Genomic DNA, 16143 nt, shown 5'->3' on the forward strand with positions numbered 1-16143 from the left:
GGCCCGGCGTCACGGCGATGAGACGCGGCTGATCGACCGGACGCCCGCCCAGCACCGTGGCGATGAGACGCGGGCGGCCGGATGTCGGTCCGGCGCGGCGGCGAGTGGACAGCACTGGCCACGGACGTAGGTCACCATTTTGTAAGGCGGCTTGCAAAGTACTGTAAGGCGCCTTACGATCGCTTGGTGATCAACAAGGAACGGCTGTCGTACGACGAGCTCGTGGCACTGCTCGGCGTCCCCTTCTCCGTCGAAGATGCGCGTGCCCGCTGGGCCTCGCTCGTGGAGGAAGCCAGGAACGGCAGGACTGTCATGATCACCCGAGAGCGCTGGCAATGGGCCGGACTGGTGCCGGTGTCGAAGGTGGGCGGGGTGTGGAGTGGCCTGCCCCTCGTGCCGGTATCGACGGCGCGGTCCAAGCTCGGCGACCTCGTCCGTCAGGTCGCCGACCCGTACGGGGAGCCCGTGCTGCTGGGCCGCCACCGCAGCCCGGTCGCCGGCTTGGTCTCGGCCCATGTCCTGCTGGGCAGGGCGGCGCCCTCAGAGCATCCGGCCGCCGATGCGCTGCTGGTCGGCGGCCACACCATTGCGCTCTCTCACGATCCCGTGGAAGGGCTCGTCCTGGCCGTCGCTCGCGATCAGAACGGCGCTGAGGTCTCGGCCGGGGCGGGGCGTAACTCCCGCGAAGCGCTGCGCGCCCTCGCCGAGCCGCCTCCGTGGAGCCAGCCAGGCTGGCCTGCGGCCGGCATGGCCGACATAGCCGGTGCGGACGGATCGGAGTAGACGGGCGACTCGTGCCCCTCCTGATGGGAGGCGCACAGCCTGATGGGAGGCGCACAGCCTGATGGGAGGCGCACAGCCTGATGGGAGGCGCACAGCCTGATGGGAGGCGCACAGCCTGATGGGAGGCGCACAGCAGATCAGACGGCCCGCTAGCCGCTCCTGCCGCCCGCCACCTGCCGCCCGCCACCTGCCACTTGCCGCCTGCCGCCTGCCGCCCGGCAGCGGGCACCCGGTACCCGGCATGAACGTAGCTGCAGTGATCACCAACCTTCGAGGGCGGTCAAACGCCTCCGTGGGTGGGTGCAGGTCAGGGGCTACTTCCGTGGAAAATTTCGCGCTGCTACCGAGGCTCCGGCTCCGTGCCACGCCCAGCACCCGAGGGTGGGTGAGGTGCCCCGGTGCCCGGAAGTCGGTGAGATGCCCGGCACCCAGGGGCCGGTGAGATGCCGGGTACCCGGGGGTGAGGTGCCCCGGTACCCGAGGGCGGGTGAGGTGCCCGGGAGCGGGCGAGGTGCCCGGGAGCGGGTGGGGTGCCGGTGCCCAGGGGCGGGTGAGGTACCCAACGGTAAGTGACGGTGAGTGACGCGTCCGGTGCCCGGCGGTGGGTGACGCGCCCGGCCTCTGACCGTCGGTGACGTGGTCGGCGAGTGAGGGCAGGGCGGGCCTGGGAAATGACGGTCGGGGGCGGTCTGGTAGCAGTGCGCGTCTGCAGTGCCGCTCGCACAGCGCCGTACGGAGCTCAAGCGCCCCGCGCGGCGCTGTATCCCGGCGGTCAGTACGCATTGTCCTGGCGTGGCGGATGCTCGGTACGGACACTCGTCCTAAGTGCATCAAGGTCGCATATTTGCAGCTTTAATAGTTCTAGCTGTAAGTTCTTCGGCATGAGCACCTACGAAGAGCGCTTGCGCCGGCCATCGTCCATTCGTTCGTTCCAGCTCGGGGACCTCAAGCTCAGCTATGTGCCCGACGGAGCCGTCCAGCTCAAGCCGTACGGGTGGCTGCCTGATGCGACCGAGCAGGACTGGGTCGAGAACTCCGCTTATCTCGACGACGCCGGTGCGCTGGTCGCCGGGATCGGTGGTCTGCTGGTCGAGTACGGAGAAAGGGCCCTGCTGATCGATGCGGGTCTCGGGCCGCTGTCTGCGCCCGATGATCCGGAGAACTCGAAGATCGGCGCCATCCGGGGCGGCAACCTGCTCGACAGCCTCGCCGAGCTGGGCCGAAGCCCCGAGGAGATTGAGGCGGTGGCCGTCACCCATCTGCACCTTGACCACATCGGCTGGGCTGCGTACCCCGCGCCCAGTGAGAATCACCCCGGGCCCGGTGAGAATCAGCCCGCGCCTGGTGGCGAACCCGCGCTCGCCAGCGCCGAATATCTGATCGCCGAGCCCGAATGGGCGCAGCGCCACCTGGTCATCGAGCACGGCACGAGTGAAGAGGCGCTTGCCGCGATGGCTCCCCGTGTTCGCACCGTGAGCGAGGACGAGGAGATCTTTCCTGGGGTACGGGTCATGCTGACTCCGGGGCACACGGCCGGGCACGCCGCCTACACGATCACGTCCGGGGGGCAGCGGCTGCTCGCGTTCGGCGATGCTCTGCATTCCTCGGTTCAGATCCGCCACCCGGAGTGGTCGGCCGGGTCCGATCTGGACTCGGTGGAATCGGCCGCGCATCGGCACCGGCTCGTCAAGGAGTTGCTGCGACCGGACACGTTCGGCTTCGGCATCCACTTCGCCGACGTCGCGTTCGGTCGTGTCGACAGCACCAGCGACGGCCCGACATGGCGTCCCGTGGCCTGACGTCCCATGGCCTGACGTCCCATGGCCTGGCGTCCCATGGCCTGGCGTCCCATGGCCTGGCGTCCCATGGCCTGGCGTTGGCCTGGCGTTGGCCTGGCGTTGGCCTGGCGTTGGCCTGGCGTCCCGTAGCTTGGCCGACCCTCCGGTCCTTGCGCACTCGCTCATGACAGGTGAGTCGGTCGGCGCTGCAAGGGTCCGACCGGTGGCCGCGCCGGGCCATGGATCCGCCGCTCCCCCTCACCGCCCCGTCGGATCCGGCGGGTGAGGCTGGCCGTGCTGAGATCCGATCGGTGACGGTCTCGGGATCGGGTGAAGGTCCCCAGGACCAGGTGACGGCCTCAGGATCGGGTGAAGGCCCAGGACCAGGTGACGGTCCCGGGACCAGGTGACGGCCTCAGGGCCGGGTAGCGGGCTCAGGGCCGGGTGGCGGTCCCGGGACCAGGTGGCGGCCTCAGGGCCGGGTGGCGGTCCCAGGACCAGGTGACGGTCCCAGGGCCAGGTGGCAGGCTCAGGGCCAGGGGCGGACGTCAGGAGCGGGTGGGGGTGGGGGTGCCGTGCCAGCTGGCCCACAGAGCCGCGTAAGAGCCCCCCGCAGCCACCAGCTCCTCATGCGACCCCAGCTCACTGATCCGCCCGTCCTCCACCACAGCCACCCGATCGGCATCGTGCGCCGTGTACAGCCGATGCGCGATCGCGATCACCGTCCGCCCATCAAGCACAGCCGCCAGCGACCGTTCCAGGTGCCTGGCGGCGCGGGGGTCGATGAGCGAGGTGGCCTCGTCCAGCACCAGGGTGTGCGGGTCGGCGAGCACCAGCCGCGCCAGCGCGAGCTGCTGCGCCTGCGCGGGCGAGACGGCGAGCCCGCCGGAGCCCACTTCGGTCTCCAGCCCGGACGGCAGCGCCCGCACCCACTCCAGCGCGTCCACCGCCCCGAGTGCCTTCAGCACGGCCGGGTCGTCGGCGTCGGGCCGGGCGATGAGCAGGTTCTCGCGTACGGTCCCCTTGAACACGTGGTGCTCCTGGGTGACCAGCGCGACGTGCCCCCGGAGCTCGTCCAGCGGCAGGTCCACGAGCGGCACCCCGCCCACGCTCACCGAGCCGGTGCGCGGCCCGTGGATCCCGGCCAGCAACCGCCCCAGCGTGGACTTGCCGGCCCCCGAGGGACCCACCATGGCCAGCCGTTCGCCGGGCTGCACGGTCAGGGAGACGCCGTGCAGCACGTCCCGCCCCTCGCGGTACGCGTACCGGACCTCCGCCGCCTCCAGCAGCTCCCCGTCGGGACGCGCGGCGGCGGCCTCCCGGTCGTCGGGCACGTTGGCCACGCCGAGCAGCCGCGCCATGGCCGCCCCGCCCACCTGCAGCTCGTCGATCCACATCAGGAACCTGTCCAGCGGGTCGATGAGCTGCTGCGCGTAGAGCGTCGCGGTGGCCACCTGGGCCAGCGTGACCCAGCCGTTGGTGTAGAACAGGCCGCCGAACAGCAGCGCGCTCACCACGGGGATGACATAGCCCAGCTCGACGGCGGGATACCAGCGGACGCGCAACCCCAGGGTGTAGCGCTCGGCCGCGAAGGACCGTCCGATGTCGTCGTCGGTACGCGACCGGCGGCGCGCCTCCAGCCTGAGCGCCTCCACGGCCCTGGCGCCCTCGACGGTCTCGGCCAGGCCCTCGGTCATGTCGGCGTAGGCGGCGTTCTCGCGGAGATAGCCGTCGCGCGCCCGCTTCAGGTACCAGCGAGTCGAGATCGCGATCAGGGGGCCGGCGATCAGCATCGGCAGCATGAGCAGCGGGCTGACCAGTAGCAGCGCGCCGATGGTGATCACGAAGGTGACGAGGGCGATCAGCGTCTCCGGCACCGCGTGCCGGACGGTGCGCGAGAGCGAGTCCACGTCACGGGACGTCCTGGTGATCAGGTCGCCGGACCCGGCTCGTTCGACGGTGGACAGCGGCAGCCCGAGCACGCGGTCCACGAACTCCTCGCGCAGCTCGGCCAGCACCTTCTCGCCGAGCCTGGCGGAGGCCAGCACGGCGTAGCGCACGAGGAGGCCCTGCAGGAGCAGGAAGAGGCCGATGGCGGCCGCGACGACGGCGACGTTGACCTCGACGCCGTACTGGAGGTCCTCCACCAGCCCGCCGAGCTGCCACGGCACGAGCAGGCCCGCGACGGCGGCCAGCCCGTGCAGGGCGAGGGTGGTGGCGAGCCGGCGCGGATATTTCAGCGTCAGCCGCCGGGCGTAGGCACGCACCTGTTTCTGATCGGCGACCGGCAGGATCTCGCGGGTCATGAGTCAGTCCTCCCCACGGGTCACGGTCGCGGCGTATTCGGGGGAGCTGTCGAGCAGCTCCCGGTGTGCGCCCTCGGCGAGCACCCGCCCGCCCTCGACGTAGATCACGTGGTCGGTACGGTCGAGCACCAGCGGGCTGGTCGTGCAGATCAGCGTGGTCTTGCCGGCCCGGGCCTTGGCCAGCCGCTCGGCGATGCGGGCCTCGCTGTGGGCGTCGACCGCGCTGGTCGGCTCGACCAGGATGAGCACCTCCGGGTCGGTCAGCAGCGCTCTGACCAGGCGCAGCCGCTGCTGCTGCCCGCCGGAGAACTCCCGCCCCGACTCGGCCACCTGCGCGTCGAGCCCGTCGGGCAGGGCCTCCACGATGTCGGTGGCGCAGGCCGCGTCCAGGGCCTGGCTCACCTGGAGGTCGGAGGCGCCGCCACGGACGTCCAGCTCGTCGCGCAGCCGGCCGGTGAACAGCCGGGCGCCGTTGTCGGCGACCAGGATCCGGGAGCGGATCTCGGGCATGGGCAGGGAGGCGAGCTCGGTGGCGCCGAAGGTGACGTCGCCGGCGGTGTAGCGGCCGAGCCGGTCGGCGATGGCGATGGCGTCCTCGGGCTCGTTCGCGGCGACGGCGGTGAGCGAGCCGGGTTGCACGGTGACGCCGCTGTAGGAGTCGCGCAGCACGCCGCCCGCGCTGCTCGCGACGCCGCCGGTCACCTCGGGCTCGATGGACAGGATCCGGATCACGCGCCCGGCCGCCACGTGCCCCTTGGTGATCTTGTCGGCGGCCTCGGTGAGCGTGCGCATGGGGCCGATCAGGAACACCGCGTACAGGTAGAAGGCGACGAGCTGGCCCGTGGGGATGTCGCCGGCCACGACGAAGGAGGCGCCGATGCCCGTGACGATCGCGATGAGCAGGCCGGGCAGCAGGATCTGGGCGCCTTCGAGCACCGACTCGACCCCGGCGACCCGCACCCCGGCCTTGCGCGCGCGCTGCGACTCCTCGCGGTAGCGCTCGGCGAACACCTGCTCGCCGCCGATGCCGCGCAGCACGCGCAGCCCGGCCACGATGTCGGCGGCCCTGGTGGACAGCTCGCCGGTCAGCTCGCGCTGCGCGCGCTGCCGCCGGTGCAGGGGCCGCAGCAGCGGCCCGACGGCGACGGCCATGAGCGGCACGCCGAACAGGACGAGCAGCCCCAGCGGCAGCGAGGTCGAGATGAGGATCACGGTGACGGTGACGATGGCCACGATCGAGCCGGTGGCGCGCAGCAGGATGTCCATGGAGCTGCCGATGTGGGCGATGTCGGAGTTTCCGACGCTGACGACCTCGCCGGTCGAGAGCCGCTTCGGCAGCGTGGCGCCCAGCCTGGTGGCCTGCCTGGTGGTCAGCTGGACGGTGCGGTAGGCGGCGGCCAGCCAGTTGAAGACGGCCATCCGGTGCCGCATGACCCCGGTGAACGCCTGCAGCAGCCCGAGCCCGAACAGGATCGACGCCCAGAGCAGCAGCCCGCGGGTGTCCTTGGCGGTGACGGCCTCGATGCCCTTCCCGAGCACGGCCGGCATCAACGCCTGCACCAGCCACCACAAGGTCGCGTAGCCGATGCCGGCCAGCAGGGATCGCGTCTGCCGCCGCGCGTTCCACCAGAGGAAGCGCAGCGGGCTGCGGATGTCGGGCACGCCAGGATCGGCCTCAGGAAGGGAGCGCATAGCCTGACAACATTGACAAGGTCTCCCCCGGCCCGGCAAACCATTTTCGCCAGGCCGAAGGCCGGCTACACGGACCTGAAGGCCCGCAGCGTGTATGCCAGCGCGACCAGCGCGGTCGCCGCGAGCAGCACATACCCGATCGTGTACGCCCCCGCGGCGGTGTAGACGGCGCCCATCACGAGCGGCGGGAAATACCCGCCCAGCCCGCCCGCCGCACCGACGAGCCCGGTCACCGTCCCGACCCTGGACGCCTCGACGAGCTTGGCCACCAGCGCGAACACGCCGCCCGTCCCGAGCCCCAGGAAGAACGCCATGAGCACGAAGCCGACGCCGGCGGGCACCTCGGCCGGCGGCTTGAGCGCCAGCACGAGCGCCATCAGCGCGGTGCCGCCGAGCGAGACGAGCAGCACTTTGACCGGCCCGACCCGGTCGGAGAGCGTGCCGCCGAGCGGCCTGGACAGCACGGCCGCGATGGAGAACCCGGCCGTGCGCAGCCCGGCGTCGGTCTGGGCGAAGTGGTAGACGTTCTGCAGCAGCGTCGGCAGGTAGGTGGAGAAGGCGACGAACCCGCCGAAGGTCACCGCGTACAGGAAGGCGCACTGCCAGGTGGCCTTGATCTTCATGACCTCCTTGATCCTGGGCAGCGCCGAGGCGGTCGAGGGCGTCCAGGCCGGCGAGTTCCGGCTGCCGCCCAGCATGATCACGCCCATCAACGCCAGCACGGCCGCTATCAGCAGGTGCGCCGACGGCCGCCCGAAGTCCTCCACCAGGCGCGGCGTGAAGAAGGACGACAGCGCCGTGCCGCCCATCCCGGCCCCGAACACGCCGGTCGCGAACCCTCTGCGCGGGGCCTCGTACCAGGCGTTCACGAACGGGATGCCGACCGCGAACGACGTCCCGGGAATGCCCAGCAGGAACCCCCAGAACAGCAGCCAGCCGTAGGAGTTCGACCAGCCGACGAACAGGACGGGCACGATCGACACGAAGCAGATGATCGCGAACATCCGCCGCCCGCCGAGCCGGTCGGTCAGCATGCCCACCGGGATCCGCCCCAGCGACCCGACCAGCACGGGGATCGCGACCAGCAGCGACGTCTGCGTCGGCGACAGCGTGAGCTGCCGGCTGTAGCTGCCCGACAGGGGCCCGATCAGGTTCCACGCCCAGAACGTCACCGCGAACGCGGCCGTGGCCAGGCCCAGGTTTCGCACCTGACCTTTACGAAGCTCACCCATACACCCTGTGTAACAGAGAGTCACTTTCTGTGATGAAGTGGGGGGCATGAGCGCCGAGGAAGCCCTGCTGAAGACCGGCCGGTTCCTGCGCAGATCGGTCACCAGCGACGACCTGCGTACCGTCTACCTGACGGGCGGCACCGAAGGGGACGCCTTCTACCGCGACCGGTGGAGCCACGACAAGGTGGTCCGCTCCACGCACGGCGTGAACTGCACGGGTTCGTGCTCGTGGAAGGTGTTCGTCAAGGACGGCATCATCACGTGGGAGTCGCAGGAGACCGACTACCCGAGCGTCGGCCCCGACCGCCCCGAATACGAGCCGCGCGGCTGCCCGCGCGGCGCCGCCTTCTCCTGGTACACCTACTCGCCGACCCGGATCCGCTACCCGTACGCCAGGGGCGTCCTGGTCGAGATGTACGCGGAGGCGAAGGAGCGGCTGGCCGACCCGGTGGCCGCCTGGGCAGAGATCACGACAAATCCGGAAAAGCGGGAAAAATACCAGAGCGCCCGCGGCCGTGGCGGCCTCGTCCGCATCCCCTGGGACCTGGCCACCGAGATGATCGCCGCCGCCCACGTCCACACCATCAGGACGTACGGCCCCGACCGGATCGCCGGGTTCTCCCCCATCCCGGCCATGTCGATGGTCTCCCACGCCGTCGGGGCCAGGTTCGTGTCGCTGATCGGCGGCACCATGCTCTCCTTCTACGACTGGTACGCCGACCTCCCGGTGGCCTCCCCCCAGGTGTTCGGCGACCAGACCGACGTGCCGGAGTCCGCCGACTGGTGGGACGCCGCGTACCTGATGCTGTGGGGCTCGAACGTCCCCGTCACCCGCACCCCCGACGCCCACTGGATGGCCGAGGCCCGCTACCGCGGCCAGAAGGTCGTGGTGATCTCGCCCGACTACAACGACGCGGCCAAGTTCGCCGATGAGTTCCTGAGCGTGCGGCCGGGCACGGACGGCGCGCTGGCCATGGCCATGGGGCACGTGCTGCTGAAGGAGTTCTTCGTCGAGCGCGAGACGCCCTACTTCACCGACTACGTCAAACGCTTCACCGACCTGCCCTTCCTGGTCCGGCTGACCGAGCACGAGGACGCGTACGTGCCCGGCAGGTTCCTCACCGCGAAGGACCTCGGCTCGCAGGAGGAGGCGGCCGAGTGGAAGACCGTCCTCATGTCGCCGGAGGGCGAGCCGGTGGTGCCGAACGGCTCGGTCGGCTTCCGCTGGACCGATTCGGGCAAGGGCCGCTGGAACCTGAGCCTCGACACCGACCCCGCACTCACCCTGTACGGCGGCGAGACGGCCGAGGTGCTGCTGCCCCGCTTCGACGACGGCCATTCGGTACGCAGGGGCGTCCCCGTCAGGCGCGTGGCCGGGCACCTGGTCACGACGGTGTTCGACCTGCTGCTGGCCCAGTACGGAGTGGGACGGGCGGGGCTGCCCGGGGTCTGGCCGGCCGGCTACGACGACGCGGCGGAGCCGTACACGCCGGCCTGGCAGGAGCCGATCACGGGCGTGCCCGCGCGCAGGGCCGTGAAGATCGTCAGGGAGTTCGCGAAGACGGCCGAGGCCACCGAGGGCCGCTGCATGCTCATCCTCGGGGCGGGCACCACGCAGTGGTTCCACGGCGACACGATCTACCGCGCGTTCCTGACCCTCCTCATGCTGACCGGCTGCCAGGGGCGCAACGGCGGCGGCTGGGCGCACTACGTCGGCCAGGAGAAGTGCCGCCCGCAGACCGGGTGGGCGGTGCTGGCGGGCGCGCTGGACTGGTCGAGGCCGCCGCGGCAGGCGCCGGGGACGCCGTACTGGTATCTGCACACCGACCAGTGGCGCTACGACCGCTTCGACGCGAGCGAGCTGACCTCGCCGCTCGCGCCGGGGGCGTTCCGCGGCAAGCACACCGCCGACCTGGTGACGGAGGCGGTCAGGAACGGCTGGATGCCGATGTCCCCCGCCTTCGACCGGAACCCCCTGGACCTCGGCGACGCCGACGACCCGATCGCCTACACCCGCGCGGAGCTCGCGGCCGGCCGGCTGCGGCACGCCGCCGAGAACCCCGACGACCCCCGCAACTGGCCCCGCGTGCTGACCCTGTGGCGGTCGAACCTGTTCGGCTCCTCCGCCAAGGGCAACGAGTATTTCCTGCACCACCTGCTCGGCGCCACGTCGAACCTGGAGCACCCGGACGAGCAGGCGCCGAAGGGCAAGCTGGACCTGCTGCTGACGCTCGACTTCAGGATGACCTCCTCGACGGTCTTCTCCGACATCGTCCTGCCGGCCGCCACCTGGTACGAGAAGTACGATCTGTCGTCCACGGACATGCACCCGTTCGTGCACGCGTTCAACCCGGCGATCTCCCCGCCCTGGGAGACGAAGACCGACTTCGCCGCCTTCCACGCCATCGCCCGCGCCTTCAGCCGCCTGGCCAGGGAGCACCTGGGCGTGCGCAAGGACGTGGTCGCGGTCGCGTCCCAGCACGACACGCCGACCGAGATCGCCGGGCCGGGCGGGCAGCTCGGGCTCAAGGTGGTCGAGCGCGACTTCGGCGCGGTGGCCGAGAAGCTGGCGGCGCTGGGACCGCTCACCGAGCAGCTCGGCCTGCCGGTCAAGGGCATCACGTTCATGCCGGACGAGGAGGTCGCCTGGCTGGGCCAGAGCTGCGGCCTGGTGCCGCGCGGCGTGGCCAAGGGCCGGCCCGAGCTGGACACCGACGCCAAGGCCTGCGAGGCGATCCTGGCCCTGTCGGGCGTGAGCAACGGCCGGCTGGCGGTGCAGGGCTTCAGGCAGCTCGCCCAGCGCACGGGCATGAGCTTCGACGGGCTGGCGCACGAGGGCCACCGCATCGTCTTCTCCGACACCCGGGCCAGGCCCGTCCAGGTCGGGGCCAGCCCCGAGTGGTCGGGCAAGGAGGCGTACAACCGCCGTTACTCCCCCTTCACGGTCAACGTCGAGAACGGCAAACCCTGGCACACGCTCACCGGGCGCATGCACTTCTTCCTCGACCACGACTGGATGCACGAGTACGGCGAGGCGCTCCCGATCTACCGCCCCCCGCTGGACCTGGCCGCGCTGTACGGCGAGAGCGGCACCCTGCGCTACCTGACCCCGCACAGCAAGTGGTCGATCCACTCCGAGTACCAGGACAACCTGCTCATGCTGTCGCTGTCGAGGGGCGGCCCGACGATCTGGATGTCCACGGAGGACGCCGCCAGGATCGGCGTGGCGGACAACGACTGGATCGAGGCGGTCAACCGCAACGGCGTGGTCGTGGCCAGGGCCGTCGTCTCCTACCGCATGCCGCAGGGCACGGTCTACATGCACCACGCCCAGGACCGCCTGATCGACGTGCCCAAGTCGGCGGCGACCGGCCGGAGAGGCGGCATCCACAACGCGCTGACCAGGGTGTTCATCAAACCCACGCACATGATCGGCGGGCACGCCCAGCTCTCGTACGGCTTCAACTACTTCGGGCCCACGGGCAACCAGCGCGACGAGATCACCACCATCCGCCGCAGATCCCAGGAGGTGGACTACTGATGCGAATCATGGCCCAGATCGCCATGGTGATGAACCTGGACAAGTGCATCGGCTGCCACACGTGCTCGGTCACCTGCAAGCAGACCTGGACGAACCGGCCCGGCGTCGAGTACGTCTGGTTCAACAACGTCGAGACCCGCCCAGGCCAGGGCTACCCGAGGCGCTACGAGGACCAGGAGCGCTGGCGCGGCGGCTGGACGCTGACCCGCGGGGGCAAGCTGAAGCCCCGGGCGGGCGGCCGGCTCCGCAAGCTGTTCACCATCTTCGCCAACCCGCTGATGCCCTCGATCCAGGACTACTACGAGCCCTGGACCTACGACTACGAGCACCTCACCAACGCCCCGCTCTCCGATGACGTCCCCGTCGCGCCGCCCAGGTCGCTGATCAGCAACGAGCCGATGACGATCCGCTGGAGCGCCAACTGGGACGACAACCTCGGCGGCGACCCCACGCCCGACCCCGTGCTGGCCAAGGTGTCCGACCAGGTCAAACTGGACTTCGAGCAGGCGTTCATGTTCTACCTGCCGCGCATCTGCGAGCACTGCCTGAACCCGTCGTGCGTGGCCTCCTGCCCGTCCGGGGCCATGTACAAGCGGGCCGAGGACGGCATCGTGCTCGTCGACCAGGACCGCTGCCGCGGCTGGCGGATGTGCGTGACGGGGTGCCCGTACAAGAAGGTGTATTTCAACCACAAGACCGGCAAAGCGGAGAAGTGCACGTTCTGCTATCCCCGGGTGGAGGTGGGCCTGCCCACCGTCTGCTCGGAGACCTGCGTCGGCCGGCTGCGGTATATCGGCGTCCTGCTGTACGACGCCGACCGCGTGACGGAGGCGGCCTCGGCCGCCGACGAGCGCGACCTGTACGAGGCCCAGCTCGACCTCTTCATCGACCCCGAGGACCCGGTTGTGGAGGCGGCCGGGCTGCCCGCCGACTGGGTGGAGGCCGCGCGCCGGTCTCCCGTGTACCAGTTGATCAAGAAATATCGGATAGCGCTCCCGCTGCACCCGGAGTACCGGACGCTGCCCATGGTCTGGTACGTCCCGCCGCTCTCCCCCGTCGTGGACGCCCTGTCCACCAGCGGGCACGACGGCGAGGACGCGGGCAACCTGTTCGCCGCGATCGAGTCGCTGCGCATCCCCGTCGGGTACCTGGCGGAGCTGTTCACCGCGGGCGACCCGGCGCCGGTGACGGCCGCGCTGCGCCGCCTGGCCGCGATGCGCTCGTACATGCGCTCGGTCAACCTGGGGGAGCCGCCGGTCCTGGCGGACGCGGGGCTGACCGAGGACGACGTGCACGCGCTCTATCGGCTGCTGGCCGTGGCGAAGTACGAGGAGCGCTACGTGATCCCGACGGCCTACGGCAATCCGCCCGGCGTCGTGGAGGAGGCCGGCTGCAGCCTCGACTACGACGGCGGCCCCGGCATGCAGGGCCCGTTCGGCGAGGCGTCCGGCCGTACCGTCCCGGTCTCGATCGAGAGCTTCCACGGCCTGAAGCAGCGCCAGACCAGCGACGAGGTCACCCGCGACCGGGTGAACCTGCTCAACTGGGACGGCCGAGGCACCCCCGCGGGCCTGTTCCCGCCCAAGAAGGGACAGACATGACCACCGGCAGCGCCGTGATCTGGCAGGCCGCCGCGCACCTGCTCGCCTACCCCGACGAACGCTTCTGGCGCCGCCTGCCGCTCATCGAGGAGGCCGCGGAGCCGCACTTCGGCGCGTTCCTCGCCCGGGCCGCCGCGCTCGGGCCCGGCGAGCTGGCCGCCCACTACGTCGACACGTTCGACCTGCAGCGGCGCTGCTGCCTCTACCTGACCTACTACACCGACGGCGACACCCGCCGCCGCGGTCAGTCGCTGGCCGCGCTGAAGGCGCACTTCCGCGCGGCGGGGTGGGAGCTGATGGAGGACGAGCTGCCCGACTTCCTGCCGGTGCTGCTGGAGTTCGCCGCGCTCGACCCGTCGGGTCCCGCGCTGCTCGAAGCGCATCGGGCGGGGCTGGAGCTGCTGCTGGCCGCCCTGACCGAGCGCGAATCGCCGTACGCGCTCGTGATCGGCACGGTGTGCGCGGCCCTGCCGCCGCTGACCGCCGCCCAGCGCGGCGCGATGCTGCGCCTGGCCGCAGGGGGGCCGCCCGCCGAGACCGTGGGAGGTTATCTGTGACCTGGGCAGAGAGCCTGCTCTGGGTGATCACGCCCTACGTCACGCTGGTGATCCTGGTGGGCGGGCTGATCTGGCGCTACAGGTACGACAAGTTCGGCTGGACCACCCGCTCGTCCCAGCTCTACGAGAGCCCGCTGCTGCGCGTGGCCAGCCCGTTGTTCCACTATTCGCTGCTGTTCGTGATCGTCGGCCACGTGACCGGGCTGCTCATCCCGGTGCGCTGGACCGACGCGATCGGCGTGTCCAACGACGCCTACCACACGAACGCGCTCGTCTGGGGCGGCCTGGCCGGCCTGGCCACCCTCGTGGCGCTGGGGCTGCTGATCTACCGCCGCCGCACCAACGGGCCCGTGTTCCTGGCCACCACCACCAACGACAAGACGATGTACGTGGTGCTGGCGGCGGCCATCCTGGCCGGCGTGCTGACCACGATCGCGGGATTCGTGCCCAGCGAGGTGAGCTATCGGACCACGGTCGCGCCCTGGTTCCGGGGCATCTTCGTGCTGCGGCCGGACGCCGAGGCGATGAGCCACGCGAGCAGTCTTTACAAGGTGCACACACTGATCGGGATGGCGCTGTTCGTACTCTTCCCGTTCAGCCGCCTGGTGCACGCGCTTTCCGCCCCGTTGGGCTATTTGTTCCGTCCTTACATCGTGTATCGGAGCCGGTCTCGATAGCGTGCCGAGGTGCCCGGGAGGGGGCAGAGTGCGCCAGAATCGACCCTTGTGAAGCACGGGTACACCAACAGCACGGTCGGCGACGGCGCCCTGGTGGTCAAATGTTACGAGGGCCCTGAGGCGGCGTTCAGACTGAGCACGGAGAGCAGATATCTGCGCCGCCTGCGCGGCCGGCTCCCGGTCCCCCGCGTTCACCAGGTCACCTCGACGAGCCTGACCACCCGCTTCGTCTCCGGCTCCCACGGCCAGGATCTGCTGGACGATGGCCGCGCCGTGGAGGTGCTCACCGAGTGCGGCCGCATCCTGGCGCGCATCCACCGGCTCGGCATCGTCCACGGCGACTTCGGGCCCCAGAACATGCTGTTCCATCCGGCCACGTTCGAGACGACCGCGATCCTCGACTGGGAGTGGGCCCATCCGGGCCGCCCGATCGAGGACCTCGCCTGGTGCGAGTGGATCGTCCGCAGCCACCATCCCGAGCACGTGCCGCTGCTGCCGCACTTCTTCGCCGCCTATGGCGCCGAGGTGCCCCCGTGGCCTGAGCGCCAGGCGGCGATGGTGGCGCGCTGCAAGAGCCTGATCGACTTCTGCGCCCGCTGGGAGCCCGGCGGGGGCGGCGAGCGGTCCTGGCACGACCGCCTCGCCACCACGGCCGCCTGGACCGAGTGATCGCTCACGCCTCACGGCCGTCCCGCTCACCGCCTACGGCTGTCCCGCTCACTTCTGCGGGCGCAGGCTCCTGATCAGCGTCACCGCGTCGCCGAGCAGCGCGATCTCCCGCGCGGAGAGCGCGCGATCGGCGCCGCGCCTGGCCCTGGCCTGGTCGAGCCCGGCGCCGAAGTCCATCGCCGCGCCCAGCCCGGCGAGCAGCGCCCGCAGCACCGCCAGCGCCTCCGGCGCGAACCCGCTGTCGGCGTCGGCCGCGACCTGCGCCAGGATCACCGCCGACATGCCGCAGTCCAGCCCCGGAGGGCCTTCGCGGGTGTTGCACCAGTCGATCACGACCGGCCCGTCCGGCGTGCTCAGCACGTTGTCCGGATGCAGGTCGAGGTGCAGCACCCGGTCGGCGGGATCGGCCGAGTCCTTGGCCGGGATCTCGTGCAGGCGGCGGAGCAGCCGCGCGAGGACGTCGCCCGCCTCCTCCGGCGAGGTCTCCCCGTCGATCAGCGCGCGCAGCAGCGTCGGCCCGTGCAGCCGGGACATCACCAGGTCGGTGGCCGTGCTCTCGCCGAGGTAGACCTCGGGCACGGGGTATCCGTGGCCCGCCACGTACGCCATGACCGCCGCCTCCCTGCGGGCGTCCATGGCGACGCGGTAGCGGCGCAGGACCCGCCCGCCGCCGATCGCGTACACGTCGGCGCTACGCCCCGACCCGAGCAGCTCGCCGATCTCCATGCGCACCAACCTACCGAGCCGCCCGCTCCAGCTCGGCCAGCTCCGTGGTGTGCTCGCGCTCCATCGCCGCCGCCAGCTCCCGCACCTCGCGGTCGCCGCCCGCGCTCTGCTCCCCCTTGGCCACCAGCACGAGCTGATCCAGGTACGCCTTGAGCAACGTGACGAACCGCCGGTCGAAGGCGGCGTCCCGGAGGTCGTTCAGCGCGCGCAGATCGCCGGCGGTGGGCATGCCGGGCATGTCGTGCTGGGTGTGCGGGTTCGCACCGGTGACGCCGGTCCGGCCGAGCAGCGCGCGGAGCCGGCCGCGTCCCTTCTCGTGCCGTTCTGCGAGCCGTACGGACAGATCGGCGAGCGGCCGGCCGGCCGCGTGGCCGGGGGCCAGCTCCAGCAGCGGCAGCGCGCGGCCGTGCAGGGCCTCGGCCAGTTGCAGCCAGGCCACGTCGGTGACGCTGAACCGCCCAGCGGGCTGCTCGGCGGCGGGCTGTACGGCGGCTGAGCAGCCGGAGATGAGAAGCAGAAGCAGGAGGATCCGTGGCACGCGCGGCTCTCCAAGAGGTCAGGTCCGGGCGGGGGGCCGCCCG

12 protein-coding genes are annotated in these 16143 nt (G+C 71.0%); 7 read left to right on the forward strand and 5 right to left on the reverse strand.

The window, feature by feature from the left end; genetic code table 11:
• Positions 1–186 precede the first annotated feature (186 nt).
• The gene (locus ABEA43_RS33635) at positions 187–783 is read left to right on the forward strand and encodes a type II toxin-antitoxin system Phd/YefM family antitoxin (RefSeq protein ID WP_345568224.1); all 597 of its coding nucleotides are present in this window, start codon (positions 187–189) and stop codon (positions 781–783) included.
• Positions 784–1664: 881 nt separating this feature from the next.
• Positions 1665–2582: an MBL fold metallo-hydrolase gene (locus tag ABEA43_RS33640; protein WP_345568226.1), complete on the forward strand. Its 918-nt coding sequence runs from the start codon at positions 1665–1667 to the stop codon at positions 2580–2582.
• 527 nt (positions 2583–3109) lie between these two features.
• Here the strand turns inward: ABEA43_RS33640 and ABEA43_RS33645 are convergent.
• From ABEA43_RS33645 to ABEA43_RS33655, 3 genes are all read right to left on the reverse strand, one after another.
• A complete protein-coding gene (locus ABEA43_RS33645; RefSeq protein WP_345568228.1) occupies positions 3110–4867 on the reverse strand; it encodes an ABC transporter ATP-binding protein in 1758 nt (585 codons plus the stop codon).
• A 3-nt stretch (positions 4868–4870) separates the two neighbouring features.
• Positions 4871–6559, reverse strand: a complete 1689-nt coding sequence (locus ABEA43_RS33650) for an ABC transporter ATP-binding protein (RefSeq protein ID WP_345568230.1) — start codon at positions 6557–6559, stop codon at positions 4871–4873.
• A 65-nt stretch (positions 6560–6624) separates the two neighbouring features.
• The gene (locus ABEA43_RS33655) at positions 6625–7791 is read right to left on the reverse strand and encodes an MFS transporter (protein ID WP_345568232.1); all 1167 of its coding nucleotides are present in this window, start codon (positions 7789–7791) and stop codon (positions 6625–6627) included.
• Positions 7792–7837: 46 nt separating this feature from the next.
• Here ABEA43_RS33655 and ABEA43_RS33660 point away from each other — a divergent pair, with 46 nt between their 5' ends.
• From ABEA43_RS33660 to ABEA43_RS33680, 5 genes are read left to right on the forward strand one after another with little or no spacing between them, the layout of a single operon-like run.
• Complete coding sequence (locus tag ABEA43_RS33660) at positions 7838–11332, forward strand: nitrate reductase subunit alpha (RefSeq protein ID WP_345568234.1); 3495 nt, start codon at positions 7838–7840, stop codon at positions 11330–11332.
• A complete protein-coding gene (gene narH / locus ABEA43_RS33665) occupies positions 11332–12933 on the forward strand; it encodes a nitrate reductase subunit beta (protein WP_345568236.1) in 1602 nt (533 codons plus the stop codon). The genes ABEA43_RS33660 and narH overlap by 1 nt, the downstream gene beginning before the upstream one ends.
• A complete protein-coding gene (gene narJ, locus ABEA43_RS33670; RefSeq protein ID WP_345568238.1) occupies positions 12930–13490 on the forward strand; it encodes a nitrate reductase molybdenum cofactor assembly chaperone in 561 nt (186 codons plus the stop codon). The genes narH and narJ overlap by 4 nt, the downstream gene beginning before the upstream one ends.
• Positions 13487–14167, forward strand: coding sequence for a respiratory nitrate reductase subunit gamma (gene narI / locus ABEA43_RS33675; protein ID WP_345568240.1), 681 nt, complete (start codon positions 13487–13489; stop codon positions 14165–14167). Before narJ ends, narI begins: the two co-directional genes overlap by 4 nt.
• 48 nt (positions 14168–14215) lie before the next feature.
• Entirely contained in the window at positions 14216–14836 is a 621-nt protein-coding gene (locus ABEA43_RS33680) for a phosphotransferase (protein WP_345568242.1), read from the forward strand.
• A gap of 48 nt (positions 14837–14884) precedes the next feature.
• Here the strand turns inward: ABEA43_RS33680 and ABEA43_RS33685 are convergent, their stop codons facing one another.
• Together ABEA43_RS33685 and ABEA43_RS33690 are read right to left on the reverse strand one after the other, a co-directional pair.
• Positions 14885–15562, reverse strand: a complete 678-nt coding sequence (locus ABEA43_RS33685; protein ID WP_345568244.1) for a phosphotransferase — start codon at positions 15560–15562, stop codon at positions 14885–14887.
• Between the two features lie 10 nt (positions 15563–15572).
• The gene (locus ABEA43_RS33690; protein WP_345568246.1) at positions 15573–16100 is read right to left on the reverse strand and encodes a DUF305 domain-containing protein; all 528 of its coding nucleotides are present in this window, start codon (positions 16098–16100) and stop codon (positions 15573–15575) included.
• Between the last annotated feature and the right edge of the window lie 43 nt (positions 16101–16143).

Source organism: Nonomuraea rosea, from assembly GCF_039539705.1.
In the GTDB taxonomy this organism is placed as follows: Bacteria; Actinomycetota; Actinomycetes; order Streptosporangiales; family Streptosporangiaceae; genus Nonomuraea; species Nonomuraea rosea.